We start from the raw sequence: 19,154 nt of genomic DNA on the forward strand, positions 1-19,154 counted from the left end.
GCTAGACTAATCGGCTAATATACGGCGGCGGGATCGCGGTGATTCAACTCGTAATTCTTTTGGCTTATACTCCATTAGGCTAATAGAAATCCAAAATTTCTACAGAATGTATAACGATATCGCGACATTGCGGAATAATACCGGAATGTAACTACTATCTGCCTTGAAAAAAATTATTGTATTGATGCTTGTCGTGCTCGGCTTAAATGCCCAGGCGCAACAGGCCACGACCGACACAACGAAAAAGAATATAGCGGACACGCTAAAGAAAGATTTGCTAACCGCGCCTGATACAGTGCAGCATCTGCATAGCAAATTTGGATCGCTCATTCCGCCGGCTGCGCTCATGGGTTATGGTGTGGTTTCCTTTTATGCCAAGCCGTTGCGACATCTGGATCGCTACGTGTTCCGGGAAGCCGACGAGCACAATTTTGTAACGAGATCAACTCTGGAAAACTACTTTCAATATGCACCGGTTATCATCACCTATGGCGTAAATTTAGTTGGCGTACATGGTAAAAATACTTTTGTAGATCGTACACTGATTTATGTAATGTCTCAGGGCATGATGCAACTTGCCTTGAATACCTTAAAACGATCTACTCACCGCCTGCGGCCCAATGAGCAAAACCGGTTATCATTTCCATCCGGTCATACCAGCAATGCTTTCCTGAATGCCGAATTTATGGCGCAAGAGCTTAGCGGTAATTCTGTATATTATGGGGTTGCAGGATATGCCTTTGCTACCACAACCGGCGTTTTTCGGATTTATCACAAAGACCATTGGCTAAGCGACGTGGTGGCAGGAGCCGGACTAGGGATTTTGGCAACCAAGGGAGCTTACCTGCTCTATCCTTATATCCGTAATGCCCTGTTTCATGGATCTGAAGATAAAACATCCGGCAAACCTGCGGAGTTGCAAAAGAAGCGGAACAGAAATGCGTTGTTACTGCCGTCTTACCAAGACGGAGCTGCCGGACTTACGTTTACCGCAACTTTTTAAATGGTTACGGTTGCTTAAATAATACCACAAAATGATGGATTTCGTTGGTGTAGTGATAATTCAGATTAAAGCCGTAGTTATCACAAATTTGCTTGCAAATGGCCAGGCCTAAACCCGTGCCTTCTGATGATGCTGATTTTTGAAAACGTTTTGTTAAAATATTAAAGTCAAGCTCCTTTGCTAAAGAACTGTTGCTGATTTTAAGCGTGTGGTTGGTTAATGTTACCTGTAATATACCTCCGGGGGTATTGTGTCTGATAGCATTGCCTATTAAGTTGCTTACCAATACTTCCATTAGTAGTAAGCTGGCACGGACACTGTAATTGTGCAGTTCGGTTTCAAGTATCAGCGTTTTTCCGTTTAGCCATTCTTCAAAACTATTTAGCTGAGTGGTTATTAATGTTTTGATGTTTACAGGCTGCTCATCCGTAATTAGCCTGTTTTCGATTTTGGCCAACAATAACATCGATTTATTAAGCCGGGTTAATTTGGTTACCGATGCATAAATGTCGTACAAAATTTTGCTTTGCAGCTCAGTAAATTCGCCAGTTTGCAACAGCGTATCTAATTTTGAGTTAATGACTGATATGGGAGTCATTAACTCATGCGAAGCATTTTCTGTAAAGGCTTTCAACGTTTGGTACTCACTTTTTACCCGGTTGGCCATATTTCTTACAGCCGTGTCAAGCTCTATAAATTCGTCAATTGAACTTGTTATCGGGCTGATATCTTCATGCCCCGACGGTTGAAACTTTGACAACTGCTTTAAGATTTTGTAAAAAGGCTGCCAAATGTGACTCAAAATGGCGCGACTTAATAAAAAGAACGTGATTACCACAACGCATACCAAGGCAAGGGTGATCAAAAAAATTAAAGCCAGTAAATCCTCCGTTTCAACTTTCGATTGTACCACCAGCATCTGGTAATCCTGATCTTTTGCGTGAATGTTGGTGTACAATGCTCTTGCCGGCTCCAACTCTTGATCTTTCAGGTCGCGGTACACCGTATCTATAAAGTGGCGTTTACCCGGAACAGCAACAGCAGTGAAGGCAATGCTTTGGTGGTTGGTTTTAAAAACCTGTGGCAAATGTTGATTCAAACGAATATAGTCGGTTACCTCCCGCTCTTCTACCATTAAAGCCTTGTCTACCTGGTGGTTCAAAACTGAACTGATGGTAAAGTAGTAAACAATGCCAGTAATTAACATGGTTACAACAGCCACCGAAATGGTTAGCCGGTTGTATTTGTTTAGCAGTTTCATTTTTCAGAAAACTTGTAGCCCATACCATAAGCCGCATGGATGTAATCACTGCTTCCGGCCTCTATCATTTTTTTACGCAGGTTTTTAATGTGCGAGTAAATAAAATCAAAGTTGTCTGTTATATCCATGCTGTCTCCCCAAAGATGTTCTGCAATCGCATTTTTAGAAACCACTTTGCCTTTATTGGCGATGAAATAGAGTAACAAGGCATATTCTTTAGGCGTAAGTTTAATTGCTGAATCCTGAACCTTTACTTCTTTAGCAACCAGATCTACCCAAATTTCATTAAACTGCAAAATGTTGTTGCCATTAAAGGTTTTGCGGCGTACAATAGCAGCCACCCTGGCCCTAAGTTCAGATAAATGAAAAGGTTTCGTCAGGTAATCGTCGGCACCCAAGTCTAACCCTGTTAACCGGTCATCCAAAGCATTTTTGGCCGATATAATTAAAATACCGTCGCTATGTTGCCCGGCTTTAATTTGCTTAAGTATTTCCAAGCCGTTTCCATCTGGCAACGTAATGTCCAAAATAATACAATCATATCGATACAGATTGACCTTGGTCATAGCAGCAGCAAAGTCTGCTGCTGTTTCGCAAATGTTGCCATCCTCGGTAAAGTAGGCCTCAATGCTTTCCATAAGTCCCGGCTCGTCTTCAATAACCAGTAATTTCACTGCAGTTTTTCTCCAAAGTTAGCAGCTAAGTTTGGAGAAAGTCTGAAAATTACCATTTATAATTCATGTTATGTAACTGGTTTACGCATTACGTCGCGGCAGGTCATTATTTGTCATCCTGTAACAAGTACATAATAAAAAAACGCCTCCAGACTTTATTCAAAATCTTGAAAGACTTTTGCCCGACATGAAGTGGATCACTATTTTATTGCTTGCTTTAACAAGTGCTACCGTTTTAGCACAAAATAAAGGAAAAATTATCGGACATATCGTTGATGCCACTACCAAAACTCCGGTAGATTATGCCTCTATTAGCTTATTTCAGCAAGGCAGCAGTAAGCCTTTCGAAGGTGCTACCAGCGATGCTAAAGGCAATTTTACGCTTCACAATTTGCCAGATAGTGAATACCGGATTGTAATCAACTTTATAGGATATATGGCTTACAATGCTGAGCATTTAACCATTAAGCAGAATACGCTTAATTTAAATGCAATTAGTTTAAAAACCAGCAGTAAGCAGCTCGGAGAAGTAACGGTGACTGCCAAAGTACCAACGGTTGAAAACAAGATTGATAAGATGGTTTATAATGCTGCCAATGATGTGACCTCGCAGGGGGGCGTAGCTTTGGACGTGCTTAAAAAAGTGCCGCAGGTAAGCGTAGATGTAGACGGCAATGTGGAGTTGCAAGGTAATACCAGTGTCCGGTTTTTGATTAATGGCAAGCCCTCAAGCGTGTTTGGCAGTAGTATAAGTGATGCACTCGCATCAATTCCGGCCAGCCAGATTAAAAGTATAGAAGTGATTACCAGTCCTGGTGCAAAATATGATGCCGAGGGTTTAGGAGGAATTATCAATATTATTTTAAAAGATAACAAGCTAAGAGGCATTAACGGCGGTGTCAACCTATCTACGGGAACCCGGTTAGAAAACGGATCAGCAAACCTGAATTTGCGTAACGGTAATTTTGGCGTGTCTGCTTTCTTTAGTGGCAATGCTCAGGTGAATACCCGTACATTAAATTTGAACGACCGTACTTCTACAGGTGCTTCGGGTAGCCAAACGCGCCTTATTCAAGATGGTTACAGCAACTTTCGCCGAGATGGTTATGAATCAGGACTGAGCTTTGACTGGTCGCCTTCTAAAAAGAATAATCTGACAGGCTCGTTAGGTTATGATCACTTTAGTAACCGAAATGAAGGCATCACCAGCCAGGAGCAGCTTACACAAGGACTTGATGATGTTTTTAGTCAGCGCAACTCGTCCAGCCGGTTTAAAGCGCATAGCGTTGACTGGAGCCTGGCTTACAAAAGGAGCTTTGCTAAAGAAGGACAGGAACTGGATGTGTTATATACCTCAAGTTTAGGAAACAATTATTCCGATTATACACAAAGCCAAACTTACACCACCCAACAATCACCCTTTTCTGCATCATCCAGTACCAATCCGGGAACGGATAGGGAAACTAATATAGCAATAGACTATGCACAACCGCTTGGCAAAAGTATTGTAATGGAAACTGGTGTAAAGGCGGTACTGCAAAATATTAATAGCAAAACCGATGTAAATACCTTTAACGCAGTATTGGGCATTTACGCTTATGACCCCAACCAGTCATACCATCTGTATTATAAGCGAAACGTATATGCTGGTTACTTGTCGGCAGGGTTTACTGCTTTTAATTTTTTTGATATTAAAGCTGGTGCCCGTTACGAACATACGGATACACGGATTGACTTTCCGGGCACAGCCATACCAGCCTACAATATATGGGTACCAACGGCAGTTGTTTCTCGCAAAGTAAACTCATCCTCATCAATCAAACTTAGTTATACCAAACGGGTAGAACGGCCGGACTATCGCGCTATCAACCCTTTTGTGAACCTGAGCGACCCCTACAATATCACAACGGGCAATCCTGAATTAAAACCCGAAATTGGTAATGTATTTGAATTAGGCTATAACAAATCATTTGAAGCCGGTGGCAATTTGTACATAGCAGTGTTTTCTAGGCACAACAGTAATGATGTGAAATCCTATACCAACTTTTATACCGACTATAGGGTAGGAGATTCGGTGTACCATCATGTATCTGTAAGTAACCGCCAAAACATCGGCACCGAGCAGAATACCGGCATTAGCATATCGGGCTCCATTCCATTGGGTAAAAAGTTGAATCTTCGTACCAATACTTCAGTGATTGATAAATATATTGTAAATAAAGTTTATGGCGGCCCATCGGTGAATGCTGTTGTTGTACGTGGCAATCTTAATCTTAGCTATCAACTATCAGACAGCTTTGTTGCCGAAGCTTTTGGAAATTATAATTCGCCCATGCGAAATATTCAAGGGCGTTCGCCTAAATTTATCACTTACAACATGGCGCTGCGCAAGCAGTTAATGCATAAAAAAGCCAGTGTTGGTTTTACAACAACTAATCCTTTTGCCAAATATGTAAACCAGGTAACCACTATTACACAGGCAGCCACTACTAACGGGCAGCCTTATAACAGCTATAGCCTGCGCCGAGTTCCTTATCAATCATTCGGAATTAGCTTTTCTTGGCGTTTTGGTAAGTTAGATTTTAAAAAAGACAAAGAACAAGACAACTTAGTTAAGCCAGTTGAAAATTAAATTTTCATTGTAGTATTCAAAAAAGCATTGTTAATCGTGTTTCTATCAGTAGAAGTGAATTGAACTTAGACGTGGCTGTATAAATTTGGTTCTCACAGTAAGTGCTTTAATACACTGTATTTTAAGTAATTGTTGTACCATTATCGGACACCTGTTGTTACGCGAATGAACGTATGAATAATATTTTGATTTATAAACCTCTGATATTTAGATAAATAAATGAATGGCATAGATTTGTTCAGCATTAGCGTATCTTAAATAAAATTATTAACAGTAATTGGTTGGGATATGATCAGGAATTACTTACGCAGTGCCTTGCGCAACATTGGCCGGTATAAATTTATTGCCTTCATCAACATTGCAGGTTTAACTTTGGGGCTTACCTGCTGCCTGCTTATTTTGGCTTATAATTTAAATGAGTTAAGCTACGATAGATTCAATTCCAAAGCCGACCGTGTGTACCGGATAACACGCAGCTTTAATAATCCCGATGGTACCGAAACGCTACATCTGGGCGCTATATCGCCACCATTCGGGCCTTTTCTAAAAAATGAATTTCCGGAAATTGAGCAACTAACACGCTTGTACGTTAATGGCGATGTAACGCTACGGTATAAAGACAAGCTGTTTAATGAGCAGGGTTGTACTTTTGCCGATGATAATTTCTTTGAAGTGTTTACCGCTGATGTGGTTAAGGGCAACCCCAAAACGGCTTTAACCGAGCCGTACAGCGTAATGCTGACTGATGATATGGCCCGCAAATATTTTGGCAGCGAAGACCCGATTAATAAAGAAATCCGGCTGGAAAACAAGATAAATTTTAAGGTGACCGGCATATTCAAACCCTTTCCGGCTAACTCACATATCCATCCGCAGATATTGCTATCATTCAGTACATTGAATGATAGTGCCGTTTATGGCAAAAAGCAGTTGGAAACAAACTGGGGCAATAACTCTTTTTATACTTACTTGCTGTTGCCGCCTAATTACAATGCAGCCCAGATGGAATCGCGCTTTCCTGCTTTTTTAGACAAGTATATGCGCCCTGCCGATGAACCAAGTAGTTTCAAAGCTTCTGCCGGTACCAAACTCACCTTGCAACGCTTAGCCGATATCCATCTGCACTCGCAACTAGACAGCGAGATTGAGGAGAACGGCGATATTAAACGGGTTTACATCTTTTCGGCCATTGCCGTATTTATCCTACTGATTGCCTGTATCAATTACATGAATTTATCTACAGCTCGTGCCACCTTGCGGGCTAAAGAAATCGGTATCCGCAAAGTAATTGGAGCCGATCGCAAGCAGCTTATTACGCAGTTCTTAGGCGAATCAGCATTGATTACCTATCTATCGTTCGGACTGGCTTTTACCTTATTATTACTGTTGTTACCTGCTATTAATAAAGCTTCAAACTTGGGGCTGTCATCGGCTACTTTATTGCAGCCGGTAGTATTGTTGCCAATTTTAGTGGTACCATTTATTATTGGCATACTAAGCGGTATTTATCCGGCTGTTTTTATGTCGTCATTTAAACCGGTAAAGGTGCTTAAAGGTATTTTTAAGGCGGGCGGAGGGCTCTCTTTCCGCAAAGTGTTGGTGGTTACACAATTTGCCATCTCTATCATCCTCATTGTGGCTACTACAGTAGTATTTCAACAACTACGTTACCTGCAAAATAAGTCGCTTGGTTTAAATAAAGACCACATTATCATGCTTAGAGATATGCCCAGCGATAAATTTGGCGCCTTTACTGCTGATCTGCTAAAAAGCTCGGCCATTAAAAACATAGGCCGCTCATCCAGGGTTCCGTCGGGCAGATTATTGGATGATCAAGGTGTGCAGGCCGTGCAAAATAACGGAACGCAGCCAGTGAACGCTACCATTAAATACATTAATACTGATTACGGTTTTATACCTACCTTCAATATTAAAATGGCAGCCGGCCGCAACTTTAGCCGTAGCATAACTACCGATAGCAATAATTATGTACTGAATGTTTCGGCAACCAAAGCATTAGGCTGGCAAAACCCCGGAGATGCCATAGGTCAAAATTTAAATTATGGCGGTGTTAGTGGTAAAATCATCGGCGTGGTAAATGATTTCCACTTTGAATCGTTACATCAGCAAATAGCGCCTTTGCTAATGCGTATGCCCAACTTTGCACACAACAACTACCACTGGGTTGCAGTTAAAGTAAGCGGGCAAAACGTTAAACAAGTGATGAACACCATACAGCAAACTTGGGAAAAGTATCAGCCCGAAAAGCCGTTTACCTATAATTTTCTAGACGAACGGTTTAACATGCTGTACCATACTGAGCAACAGGAGGGGCAATTGTTCACCATCTTTTCTTGCATCGCCATATTTATTGCCTGTCTGGGTTTGTTTGGCTTGTCGGCCTTTACCATTTCACAGCGTGTTAAAGAAATTGGTGTGCGCAAAGTGTTGGGTGCCAGTGTCAGACAAATTGTTACCAGTCTGTCTGTCGATTTTTTGAAACTGGTGTTGGTAGCGTCTGTGATAGCCTTGCCCATAGCCTGGTATGCGATGAATAAGTGGCTTTTGGATTTTGCATTTCGCATTAACATCAGCTGGTGGGTACTGGCAATGGCGGGTGTACTGGCCATCGTGATTGCATTTGCTACCATCAGCTTTCAATCTATTAAAGCGGCAATGGCCAACCCAGTTAACAGTTTAAGAAACGAATAAAACTATGTAATAATGTTTTGTTAGTGAGTCCAGCATTTTTAGTAGCTAAGTAATTAATGATTACCTACAGCGAAAATTAGTTTAACATGACGTTGGCTAACTGCTGCATGGAAATACACGAAGTAAGTAATTAGAATGGGGCAGTTTAAGGCGATATTATTTAATCCGTCTGCTAGGTTTTTATAATTTTATAATGTAGTTTAAAGCATAAGATTATTATACCTAAATCAATTCATGACGATGAAGATTTTGCTTTGCTGTATTGTTGCTCTTTTTAATATTTCATTATTAAAACCAACGTTTGCTCAAAAAGCAACAAAAGACGTTGTACCGGCGGAGAACATAATTAAGAGTGTTCAAACACTGTTAAAATATCAGAGCAATTATCTCCAGTTAAAAGATGACTTTACTGCCTATGATGTAAACATGCATCCGCTAACCAGGGAAGTGTTTATAAGAAAGCTAACAACAGGCGACTTTCTGCCATTACGTATATATTCTGAAAAGACAAAAGCTGAATACCGGCTTTATAAATTACCCGAACCTACGGATCCGGATATCAAAAGAATGCTTAAGCAAATAGGCGATACTTATTACGGCTACACACTAGTGGAAGGCAAAAAGTTTCCTTCCTTTCATTTTCAGGACTTAAACGGAAACGTTTATACTACAGATAACACTAAGGGTAAAATTATTGTATTAAAAGCATGGTTCACTTCATGTGCCCCCTGTATTGCAGAGATGCCGCTATTGAACAAAATAAAAGAAGAATACAGCAACCGGAAAGATATTCTTTTTTTAAGTATTGCTTTTGATTCCAAAAGGGCTTTACAAAAATTTGCAAAACATACCGCATTTAACTATGCAATTATTCCGGTAACGGCAGAATTTATTGAAGAGAAACTACATGCTACCGGATATCCAGCTCATTGGGTAATTAACAAGCAGGGAATTGTGGTGAACATGAGCTATAACTGTCAGGAAATGATTGCCGCTTTAAGTAAAGAAGCAGCGAAGAAATGATAGTCTTGAGAAAAATAAAGGTGTTGCGATAAGACTTTTTGTAATTACTGTTGAAAACAATAGCCGTATAAACTTTTAAACAGGAATGAGTGTTTCATTTAAGAATTACCAACCTTGTATGACTGCTGAAGAATACCAATCACGATTTACTGAAGAAGATGCTGTGGGCTGGCTTGCGATAGATGAGCAAATTGAAAGAGTTTACGCCAACCAAGAACCTAGGCATTATGCCCCACCACTGCATTATATTGCAGGCGGAACCGAGCCGCTGGATGGTATCAGTGTATACGAAAGCAAAAAGCAGATTGATCATTTTCATTTTGTGAGTTACGGATTTTCTGACCTGTATTACAATCCGGAGCAGGCAGATGCAGAATTCAGTAAATTCGGTTTTGAACTTACTTTCAGGCTAAAAAAGTATAGCGACGATGATAATGTGACTTGGGCTTGCCAATTGATGCAGAACCTGGCTAAATATGTATTTAACTCCGGTAAATGGTTTGAACCCTACCATTTCGTTCCGGCAAATGGGCCTATCAGGTTGGATTATGATACCGATATCATTGCAGTAGCCTTCGTTATTGATCCGGAACTGGGCGAGATTGACACGCCAAACGGGCATATTCAATTCTTGCAAATGGTTGGGCTTACATCAGTCGAGTATGAAGAGCTGAGACAGAATCCGATAACTACAGAGACAGAAAAAATCATACAACGTTTGGAACTCGATACCCCGTTATTAATCACTGATCTGGATAGAAAAACGATTTGATAATACCGGCAATTCATATACTGCAGCAAATAAACTCTACCCGTCAATAAACTTTTCGTTGTTATAATGTCGATACTCCTTATACGCAGTTTACTTTTTTCATGCATACCTATTGGAATTTTTGTGTTAGTCAAAGGTATCAAGCTGATCCGCCGATCGTTCTATGGCCCGGTATTTCTTGAAATATCTTACCAGCAAGGTAGTGGCAAATTTTCAGTCACCGAGGCCGGAAATTTTTCGATATGGCATAAAGCACCACTAATGCGGCGTGTACCGATTGACAAATACAAGCCGCAAATATTTAATGAATTAACTAAAGAGGAAGTGCGTTTATCTTATTCTTTCACCGGAATGCACGCGAACGGTTTTAACGAAGGGAGGATGGAGCTGTTTACCTTTTATGCACAACCCGGTAATTATACATTGCAAATAACAGAAGGATCGAGCTTATCAGGTATGCAAAGTGTAGTAGCAAAGATTATTCCCTCAAGTAACAATTGGGATTTATCCAGACACTTCATACAAGTTCGAAAAACGCAGCCACAAATATTTGTTTTCTTAGCAATACCAATTATTATTTTGGGTGCCGGCGGTATAATTGGCGGGTTTGTATTAGGCTTAGTAGCCGATCAGGTGTTTAAATGAAAATATCTATAATTGTTTAATTAGTTCACTTCTTTGCCTGTACGCTAATTGAAGTGATAAATCTATTTCGTCATCACTTTCCATCTGCGCCAGCCATCAATAGTTGCTCTAAAATCTCGGTATAGCCCCGCTCGCTGGCAAAACTCATGGCGCTGCGGCTTTCGTTATCTACAGCGTTTACATCTGCTTGGTTCTCAATTAACATAGCTGTAAAATCATTGAAACCGCATTGTGCGGCTACCAGCAGCGGTGTTTCGCTAAAACTATTGCGCGAGTTGACGTCGGCCCCGGCATTCAATAACAATTTCCCTAAATGATGATTGCCCAAACCGGCCGCGTAATGCAATGCCGAATTTCCGTTTAAAAGGTGCAGGTTTACATCTGCCCCACTTTTTAGCAGCGTTTCTACCAAATGAATGTTAGAGTTGTTTACAGCCAGCACTAAAGCGGTTACGCCATCATTATTTACTTCATTTATATTAGAAGCATCAGATTGCAGTAGCGCTCGCACAGTTTCACTTTGGTTGTTATAAACCGCCTGGTGCAAGGGAGTATTGCCGTGGTCATCTTTTTGTGCCACACTGCCGTTTGAAATAGCCGAAATTAAATCGCGCATACCATTGGCCGTGGCATGGTCCAGCACATTATAACCCGCGTTATCCTTAACTGAGCTATCGGCTCCCAGGCCAATCAAATACAGGGCAGTTTCAGTCTTGTGAGCCAGCACAGCATAAAATAGGGGTGTTTGCCCGTTGTTATTGCCTGCGTTTACATCGGCACCTGTGTCGGTAAGCAGCTTAATAATTTCTTTGCTACCGTTACGGGCGGCAATGTGCAGTGGCGTTTCGGTGCTGTTGTTGGCCAGGTTCACATCCGCACCGGTATCTATCAGCATTTTCACAATGTCTTTGGCGCCTTTGCCGCATACATAGTACAATGGCGTATTGCCTAAACCATCGCGCTTATCTACGTTAATACCACCTTTTTTTAAAAAAGCTTGTACTATTCCTTTTTGCGCATTTTTACATGCGTTTAAAAACATATTATCCATAGCGTATTGCTTACCCCGTTTAGTTAATTAGTTGTTTAACCACAGCTTCATTGTTATGTTGGATAGCTACATCCATGGCGGTTTGGCCAGCGTTGTTTACCCGTTCAATGGTAGATTTATCTTTTTCCAGAATTAAGGAAACTATCCTTTTACCCGACATCTGATCGGTGTTTCCGGCGGCATAAATCAAGGCGGTATTCCCTAATTGGTCTACATATGCAACGTCGGCATTATTGTCCAACAACAATTCGGCAATATTATATTTCATTTCATTGCCTTTTTGCGCAAATGACATCAAAGGCGTTTTGCCCGATTGGTTGGGCTGGTTCACATCAGCGCCTGCATCTATCAGTTCTTCTACTAAAGTATTATTTAAATCGGCCAGGTAACCGGCTTGGCATAGCAGGTTCAAAGCAGTGTTGCGCTCATTGTCAACGGCAGCATTTATATCCAAGCCGTTTGCCAGCAGAAACTGTAGCATCTTTACAATATCTTTGTTATACTGGCTCATGCCTCGGCCCAAATTGCTTACCGCTTTTGTAAGCAAATAGTACACGGCTGTTTCACCATTACCTGCTCTAAAATTAACATCAGCACCGCCTTCGGCCAGTAGTTTAACTAAAGGTTCAGAAGGGTACTCACAAGCCAGCATAAGTGGGGTGCGCCGGTACTGGTCAGCTATTTCGTTTAAATCAACTCCGGCTTTAATCAAGGCCTCCACAGCGGTAGGATCACGGTTTAAAACAGCCTCGTGTATGGTCATCCCACCGGTGGCTATGTCACTTTCATTGCCCGAAATTAAAGCGGCTACCTCTTTTACACCGCTACGTTGCGCATAAGTAAGCGGCGTAGTGCCAAATACATCTTTATCTTCTAGGTCAATACCTCCATTTTCAAGCAGTATTCTTACCGTTTTCATTACTACAGGTATAGCGCCGGGAATATCTTTCCGGTTACCTAATTTATCGCAAATGGTGTGCAACAGGTTCATGCCTCCTGATTCGGTAACATCCATTCTTACACCGGCTTCGCCCATAGCTTGCAGAAACGGATACATGTACAGCAACCCCGCCTCAAAGTAAGCCAGTTTACCCGAATCATTTTTCTTTTTGGGATTAACACCGGCATCCATCAACGCCTGAGCGGTATGGTAAATTGCCGCAGCTTTTTCTTCCAGTTTTGGGTCGGTAAAATCAAAGCGGGTGTTGGTAAGCGCGTGCAAAGCTGTGTTGCCGTACTTATCGGCAGCAGGTTTCAGGCCGGCCTCTTTCAAAAAACGGATAGCCTCGGCATCAGTGAAACGGGCCGACAGGTGATAAAGGTTCTCTTCATAGTCGTTGGTAATACTGATATCCGGTAATTGCTTATATAAAGTAAGCATGTTTACCTTATTGCCTTCGGCTGCAAACATATTGCGCTGGTAAGCATCTTTTATTTCATTAAATTCTTTGGTCATGAGCGGTAGCGGCTAGATTTAATGCTTCTGTAATGTTTTTATAATTTTTGTGTGCAATGGGCGTTGCTATGGCAACCACCTTTGCGTAATTACCCAATTGTAACCAGCAATCTGTTTTAAGCCGTACAATAGCGTCATGCACTAATGCAGGAAAGCTTTTTACATAAGATTCGCTTATTCCTTGCAAATAATCGTTGGTTTGAATCTGTTTGTCTTTGATTTGCTTATAATCGCTGGTTGTATTTAGCTTATTTCCGCCCGTTACGTGATGGGCAAGCTGAATCTTATCTAACCGGCTTAAAGCTTCCTGGTAATTGCCGCTCCAATGCAGGCAAAGCGCCATATTATACAACGCACTTGTTGAAGCGGGCTGTTGCTGAATCAGCAGTTCATAAGCTTCTGCATAGCGCTGTTGTAAGAGCAACTGGATTATTAATGATTCTGTATCTGGAGAGGTATTATGATGAGCCGATGTTCCTAAAAGCATAGCTGCCAATTACATGTGTTAGATGACTTAAGACTAGCAAAATTCGTTGACTTAAAACGATAGAAAACAGCCTAAACGCCGCTTCATTTATCAGCCATGCAAAGCGGTTCCTAAACGCCGCTTTGCTTATAAACATGCTGTAATATGAAATAGCTTTTTAATAAAAAGCCTTTTTACTTTTAACAGTTACCACCCATATGTTCTGTTATATAGGTAAGAACTGATAAATGCCTTTAATCGAATTAGCTGTTTTGCTTGTTTTTAAGTTCTGCCAGCTTTGCCAATAGCGGGCCTTTGTGTTCCAATGCAAGAGAAACAAATTTATCTTCTTTAACGGCTAAGCGCAGCATCATAGGAAGCCACGGATAAACCTTTCGGGCCAGCATTTCAACAGTTTCGTCGTTGTGAGCAGCGGCTAACGCTTGGTTAGCATACGGTTCAATTTTGGGCCAGTGTTCCGTCATCACAGGCTCCAGTGTGCTCATTATTTTGCTGGTAAGGTCGCTATTATCAGCGCCGTTGTCTTTAAGAGATGATAACATTGTGTTTTTAGTATCTGGTTCAGTCTTTCAACAAATACTATCTTCTTTGGTTTCTGCTACGAAGAAAAAACGAATGCTGGTTGAAATTGGAACACTTAATTGGAGAGGTTTTATAAGGCGAATATTGATAGGTCTACAGTAGCATTTTCTTCTTAAAAGCATTCTACGCTCGTTTTTTATTTTAATTGAGCCTATCGTAAATTCATTTTAAATAATGAAAAGTAAATCAGCAAATCACCAAAATTTTATAAGATTTGTGTTGGCTTTGTTTCATTAAAACAATAAGTGCAGGTGGCTGGTTGTGGTAACCAATTGATACAACCAATGACTAATCGCAAAATCGTAAAGTATTATTTTATAAGTCTGTTATCTTACTTATTATTAATTATACCTTTTCAATCGTTCACACAATCTGTGAGTGTAAAGTCGGGAAATCCATCAATCACCCAAGAAACAGACATTGCAGGCATACGTCAAACTTATCAGCAAATCAATTCTCTTAATCTGACTAAGCAACGTTTTACTTATGAAAGCCCGGGATGCGTAGAAGATGGTATAGTAAATTATTTTTTTGATCATAGTAAAATTGTAAAGATTACCGAGTCTGGTGCGATAGGTGATGGGAGTTGGGCGGTTGAATATTATTACAGCGCAGGTAAGGTGGTGTTCTGTTTAGAAACTATTGTAGGCGGACCAGCTATTGGCAAAGTAACTAAAAGCGTATACCGGTATTATATTAAAAATGGTCGCCCGGTGCGTGTTATGGAAGGTAGTAAAATCATAACAGCTAATAGTAAGGCTGCAGAAATTATTCAAACTGCTAACAAAATATATGATGCTTATGCCAGTAAAGATTTTATATCGGCTTTGTGTAAGTAATTAAAGGTAATACTCATGAACTGCAACGGCGAAACAAAAGCTTGTATAGATATTTTCTTTTAAAATAGGGTAAATATTACTTTGCACACCTATCTAAAATATAATTCGTATACGTACTATATTAAACATTAACCTTTTTCATGATTCTATTTAATTATCAGCCTTTAGCTAAGGCATGTCAAACCTTTGTGGCGATGTTGTTTATTGCCTTTGTGTTCGGATGTAAGCAGCCTGCCAAAACACCTGCAAGTAAAAAAGATACTGTTGTAAAAGTACATAACAAACCTGCTCCAGCTACTTCACAAGCCCCTGCAGATACTGCAGTTACAGACGACGAATGCCCTAAAGGAGCAGCAGAGCCCGTACTTAAAAAAAGTGTTTTTCCTGATGCACGTTTCGTTTTACAGCCTGATCATCGAACTGGAATCGAAACACTTACTTTGAAGGATGGTGACAAGCTTACCATTAAGCAGTCTGGTTGCGAGTATTATATTCTTACCTTTCAGTTTGAAACTTCGCACTTTGCAGCCGATACAACTGATATTACCTATTGGAGTGAAGTTACCCTTTCATTGATGCGTAACATTAATAAAGGATTGGATACATTTTTAGATACCAATGAGGCTTTAAACAAGTTGTCTGCCCGTATAGAAAAGGCAAAAGCAAACACGGCCGATAAGCTTGTGCTGGGTGATGAAATTGATTTTGGCGGCCCAGATCCCAGACAATACCTGATTATAGAACGCATAAGCCAGCTGGCCGATCAGCGCTATATATTAGAAGTAAGCCTTTATTACGGTCCGATTTAACTTGTGACTTAAACTTATTATAATCTTCTTTTAAAGTCCCATAATTTGAGAAAATTCTTGAATGAACCGTTCCACACTCTTGCTGCGGTAACGTGAGCCAATGGTAAGGATATCTTGTTTTCCGTTTTTACCCGGCACTTCGAAATACAGATTAACAGAGGTTCTGACATAAATAAAGTTCATGGAATGGCGTACCGTTTGTAATCCTGCAAAATGATCCAGGCTATATGCTTTGTTTAAAAACTTGAATAGGCCTTTCCGTTCCACCGTTCTGGCCTGAGGGTTGAAGATAAGCTGTGTAAAAGCGGCATTGACAAAAACAAGACCGAAAAAGAAAACCAATGCGATCATCAAAAGTGTGGTTATCAAGCTTTCAACGGGTACGGTGAATAGCCATATACCCAACCCAAAGAAAAATAAAGCAAAGACCAGCGCGCCCGCTTTGTTGTTTTTAATGGTGTAGATATTGCCTTCCTGCTTAAAGTATTTGAAGGAAGTAATAGACTGTTCAATATAATCGGTGGGTGAGTCATGCAGGTCAAGATAACCATGAATCATTGGAACTGCTTCATTTACAAAAGCAATAGCATTAGGATCATCGTTTTTGGTGTAACCTGATGATACGATGATACCCTTTCCGTATCTGGCATTTTTTTGAAACAAACGATAGTTGTAGCTGCCTGCCATGTTACTTACTGCATTAATTCCCTGTAGTTTGCCAAACGGAATAGTTGTGGTAGGTATAAAACCCATCAGCATTTTGCGCATGGTTCCCTTACGGTTATCAAACTCTATGTAAGTGCTGGCAAAGCCCCAAAACAGCACAACCATCAACAACAAAAACAGCACAAAAGGTAACGATTGAACTATAGTTGTATTTTGATAGGAAATATAAAGCCATAACAGACCGGTAAACAATACAGCTATAACGGCGGTAAAAACATAAAAAACGCCATACGGATAAATAGTAACCCGGTCAGATTCAATTTTCCAGCGGGTTTTGGAAAGGCTTTTTAATGACATGGTATGTAAGTTGAACTGCCTTTACCAACACCATATTGCGCTTGTGGTTTGACATAATTTTGAAATATCTGCCACAAAACATTTGCTTAAGTATTTGTTTACTAAGGCGTATTAGCCACAATTGCTTGTTCAATTAATGACAAAAATCTTCAACCTAGTATTGCTTTTACTGATGGTAATTAATATACCAAGCAGGGCTCAGGCACCTAAAGAAGCAGTTGCCGTTCCGGCACAATTAAGAGGTTTTATTCCCAAAGGTTATGAGGCGCTTGATGTGACCCAGGGCGATTTGAACCGCGATGCGTACCCCGATGCCGTTATGGTGCTGTATAAAAAAGGTGAGGAAAAAACGTCTGACGTAATTGATCACCCTGAAAAAAGACCTTTGCTGTTATTAACCGGGCAAGCAGATAAAACTTACAAGCTAGCAGCCCGCAGCGACAATGCTGTTTACTGTGTAGATTGCGGCGGGCAGATGGGAGATCCGTTTACCGGCATCACTATTAAAAACGGATACTTTTCGGTAGAACATTATGGCGGCAGCGGCTGGCGCTGGACCCGTATCATCACTTTTAAATACTCTCCGGCCGAAAAAAACTGGTTTTTATATAAAGATGGTGGTGAGCGGTTCCATGCAGCCGATCCGGAAAAGGTAAAGACTGAAGTTGAAACGATTAAGAATTTTGGTAAGGTGCCATTTCAAAAGTTTAACATCTATAAAGAAAAATAAGCTTAATATGAAAAACTCCAACTTGTTTTTGTTCCGTGTTTTTTGGTGCGTAATGAGTTTCATTTTCGTTACCGCTATACATGTACATGGTCAGCCAGCAGGCACTACCAACTTTTACGGCAATATTAAAACTTACAATTTGGCTGCATTATGGCATGCTGACCATCTTCGGCTATTGAGCCTTAAGGAAAATGAGCCTTTTCCGGAACCGTATGGTATATTAGGTAAAAACTGTCAACGCTTTTACATTCATTATACCTCTGTTGTTAAAGATCCGGCTAATCCATACCGTTATCAGGTACAAGGTAAAACCCGCGTGGGCAATCAGGTACGCCCTTTTACCGGTACTATTACGGTAACACAAGCCGGCATTTACAAACCAGGCAGCCAGTACGCACCCGATACTTACAAAGGCTATAAACGGGGTAAGCTTATATGTCGTGTAACACTTAATGAGTCCGGTTCAACTCCGCAAAGCGGTGTGATAGATGGCGAGCTGACTGCTGACTTTTGCATCAATGCTCAAAATCAACTGTTTTATGATACCCTTGATTTTGGTATAGACGGCTATCAAAATAACCAGTTTATGGGTACCTGGACGGCGCATGGCAGTAAAGCATCACAAAAGCTGCAGTACGGCGACTTCAATCTGAATGATTCAGCGTTTGGTGATGTTGACGGCATTAATGTACCGCCTCAATACGAAAAGTATGGTTGGCAAAGCTTTGTAAATTCAAAAGCCTGGGATGGCAAACCTATTTCTAAAACAGCCGTAGCTGAAGAAAAGCGGCAATGGTGGAAGTAAGTATAAATAAATGATTCAAAAATATATGCGCAACTTATTCTTATTAATAGCTTTTTGTACTGGTATTTGCACAGCAATGGGCCAAATTAAAACACAGCCGGTTAACAAGGCGGCCTTGCCTAAAACTATTCGTTATCAGGGCAAGCCGGTTCAAGCGGTACAATATCAAGATAATACAGGTACTTACTTAGCACTTATTACACAAACAGGTTCCCAACCACAAAAAGGGGATGCGGAGTTTAAGCAAGCCCACCTGTATGGTTATGTATACCAATTAAATTCTGGTGGTACACCAACTTTACTATGGCAGTTGCACGATATGGTAACGGATTGCAATTTGGACATGGTAGCCGAATTTGTACACGGATCTTTTTCAGTTACTGATTTAGACAAAAATGGCAAAGCTGAAGTTTGGGTAAGTTATCGGCTAGCTTGCAAAGGCGACGTAAGCCCAAGCGACTTAAAAATAATAATGCATGAGGGCACTACCAAATATGCAATGAGAGGTGTAGGCAAAATAAAACTAGGCCATGGCATACCCGATGATGGCGGCGTAATTAACAGTAACGAATTCAAAAAAGGACCAGCCGTTTTTGCGCAGTATGCCGGCAAATTATGGGATAAATATGTGGTAGAACGCATGCAGTAAA

18 protein-coding genes are annotated in these 19,154 nt (G+C 40.8%); 11 read left to right on the plus strand and 7 right to left on the minus strand.

What is annotated here, in order from left to right; genetic code table 11:
* The first annotated feature begins 163 nt into the window (after positions 1–163).
* Positions 164–1,003, plus strand: coding sequence for a phosphatase PAP2 family protein (locus GPM24_RS13825; protein WP_158827404.1), 840 nt, complete (start codon positions 164–166; stop codon positions 1,001–1,003).
* Positions 1,004–1,007: 4 nt separating this feature from the next.
* Here the strand turns inward: GPM24_RS13825 and GPM24_RS13830 are convergent, their stop codons facing one another.
* Positions 1,008–2,264 carry a sensor histidine kinase gene (locus GPM24_RS13830; RefSeq protein ID WP_158827405.1) on the minus strand — a complete coding sequence of 419 codons (1,257 nt, stop codon included), beginning with the start codon at positions 2,262–2,264 and terminating at the stop codon, positions 1,008–1,010.
* Positions 2,261–2,938, minus strand: a complete 678-nt coding sequence (locus tag GPM24_RS13835) for a response regulator transcription factor (protein ID WP_158827406.1) — start codon at positions 2,936–2,938, stop codon at positions 2,261–2,263. Before GPM24_RS13835 ends, GPM24_RS13830 begins: the two co-directional genes overlap by 4 nt.
* Positions 2,939–3,125: 187 nt before the next feature.
* On the opposite strand from GPM24_RS13835, the gene GPM24_RS13840 reads away from it, so the two are divergent.
* The 5 genes from GPM24_RS13840 to GPM24_RS13860 all read left to right on the plus strand — a co-directional run bounded on the left by GPM24_RS13840 (position 3,126) and on the right by GPM24_RS13860 (position 10,722).
* Positions 3,126–5,570: a TonB-dependent receptor gene (locus GPM24_RS13840; protein WP_158827407.1), complete on the plus strand. Its 2,445-nt coding sequence runs from the start codon at positions 3,126–3,128 to the stop codon at positions 5,568–5,570.
* A 288-nt stretch (positions 5,571–5,858) separates the two neighbouring features.
* Entirely contained in the window at positions 5,859–8,282 is a 2,424-nt protein-coding gene (locus GPM24_RS13845; protein WP_158827408.1) for an ABC transporter permease, read from the plus strand.
* Positions 8,283–8,522: 240 nt separating this feature from the next.
* Positions 8,523–9,305 (plus strand): TlpA family protein disulfide reductase, encoded by a 783-nt coding sequence (locus tag GPM24_RS13850; RefSeq protein WP_158827409.1) that lies wholly within the window; start codon positions 8,523–8,525, stop codon positions 9,303–9,305.
* 118 nt (positions 9,306–9,423) lie between these two features.
* Positions 9,424–10,077, plus strand: a complete 654-nt coding sequence (locus tag GPM24_RS13855) for a suppressor of fused domain protein (protein WP_158827410.1) — start codon at positions 9,424–9,426, stop codon at positions 10,075–10,077.
* A gap of 123 nt (positions 10,078–10,200) precedes the next feature.
* A complete protein-coding gene (locus GPM24_RS13860) occupies positions 10,201–10,722 on the plus strand; it encodes a hypothetical protein (RefSeq protein ID WP_158827411.1) in 522 nt (173 codons plus the stop codon).
* Between the two features lie 73 nt (positions 10,723–10,795).
* On the opposite strand, the gene GPM24_RS13865 is transcribed toward GPM24_RS13860, so the two are convergent.
* The 4 genes from GPM24_RS13865 to GPM24_RS13880 all read right to left on the minus strand — a co-directional run bounded on the left by GPM24_RS13865 (position 10,796) and on the right by GPM24_RS13880 (position 14,258).
* Positions 10,796–11,773 (minus strand): ankyrin repeat domain-containing protein, encoded by a 978-nt coding sequence (locus tag GPM24_RS13865; RefSeq protein WP_158827412.1) that lies wholly within the window; start codon positions 11,771–11,773, stop codon positions 10,796–10,798.
* 19 nt (positions 11,774–11,792) lie between these two features.
* A complete protein-coding gene (locus GPM24_RS13870; RefSeq protein WP_158827413.1) occupies positions 11,793–13,229 on the minus strand; it encodes an ankyrin repeat domain-containing protein in 1,437 nt (478 codons plus the stop codon).
* Entirely contained in the window at positions 13,213–13,716 is a 504-nt protein-coding gene (locus GPM24_RS13875) for a tetratricopeptide repeat protein (RefSeq protein WP_158827414.1), read from the minus strand. Before GPM24_RS13875 ends, GPM24_RS13870 begins: the two co-directional genes overlap by 17 nt.
* Before the next feature lie 242 nt (positions 13,717–13,958).
* Positions 13,959–14,258, minus strand: a complete 300-nt coding sequence (locus tag GPM24_RS13880) for a hypothetical protein (protein WP_158827415.1) — start codon at positions 14,256–14,258, stop codon at positions 13,959–13,961.
* A gap of 414 nt (positions 14,259–14,672) precedes the next feature.
* On the opposite strand from GPM24_RS13880, the gene GPM24_RS13885 reads away from it, so the two are divergent.
* Both GPM24_RS13885 and GPM24_RS13890 read left to right on the plus strand, forming a co-directional pair.
* Entirely contained in the window at positions 14,673–15,137 is a 465-nt protein-coding gene (locus GPM24_RS13885; protein ID WP_158827416.1) for a hypothetical protein, read from the plus strand.
* Positions 15,138–15,277: 140 nt separating this feature from the next.
* The gene (locus GPM24_RS13890; protein WP_158827417.1) at positions 15,278–15,946 is read left to right on the plus strand and encodes a hypothetical protein; all 669 of its coding nucleotides are present in this window, start codon (positions 15,278–15,280) and stop codon (positions 15,944–15,946) included.
* 30 nt (positions 15,947–15,976) lie between these two features.
* Here GPM24_RS13890 and GPM24_RS13895 read toward each other — a convergent pair whose 3' ends face one another.
* Entirely contained in the window at positions 15,977–16,969 is a 993-nt protein-coding gene (locus tag GPM24_RS13895; RefSeq protein ID WP_158827418.1) for a hypothetical protein, read from the minus strand.
* A gap of 136 nt (positions 16,970–17,105) precedes the next feature.
* Here GPM24_RS13895 and GPM24_RS13900 point away from each other — a divergent pair, with 136 nt between their 5' ends.
* From GPM24_RS13900 to GPM24_RS13910, 3 genes are all read left to right on the plus strand, one after another.
* Positions 17,106–17,699 (plus strand): hypothetical protein, encoded by a 594-nt coding sequence (locus GPM24_RS13900; RefSeq protein ID WP_158827419.1) that lies wholly within the window; start codon positions 17,106–17,108, stop codon positions 17,697–17,699.
* A gap of 52 nt (positions 17,700–17,751) precedes the next feature.
* On the plus strand, positions 17,752–18,504 hold the full coding sequence (locus tag GPM24_RS13905; RefSeq protein ID WP_158827420.1) for a hypothetical protein: 753 nt from the start codon (positions 17,752–17,754) through the stop codon (positions 18,502–18,504).
* A 76-nt stretch (positions 18,505–18,580) separates the two neighbouring features.
* Positions 18,581–19,153, plus strand: a complete 573-nt coding sequence (locus GPM24_RS13910; RefSeq protein ID WP_158827421.1) for a M949_RS01915 family surface polysaccharide biosynthesis protein — start codon at positions 18,581–18,583, stop codon at positions 19,151–19,153.
* Position 19,154 lies beyond the last annotated feature (1 nt).

Source organism: Mucilaginibacter lacusdianchii, assembly GCF_009770985.1.
Lineage (GTDB): Bacteria > Bacteroidota > Bacteroidia > Sphingobacteriales > Sphingobacteriaceae > Mucilaginibacter > Mucilaginibacter lacusdianchii.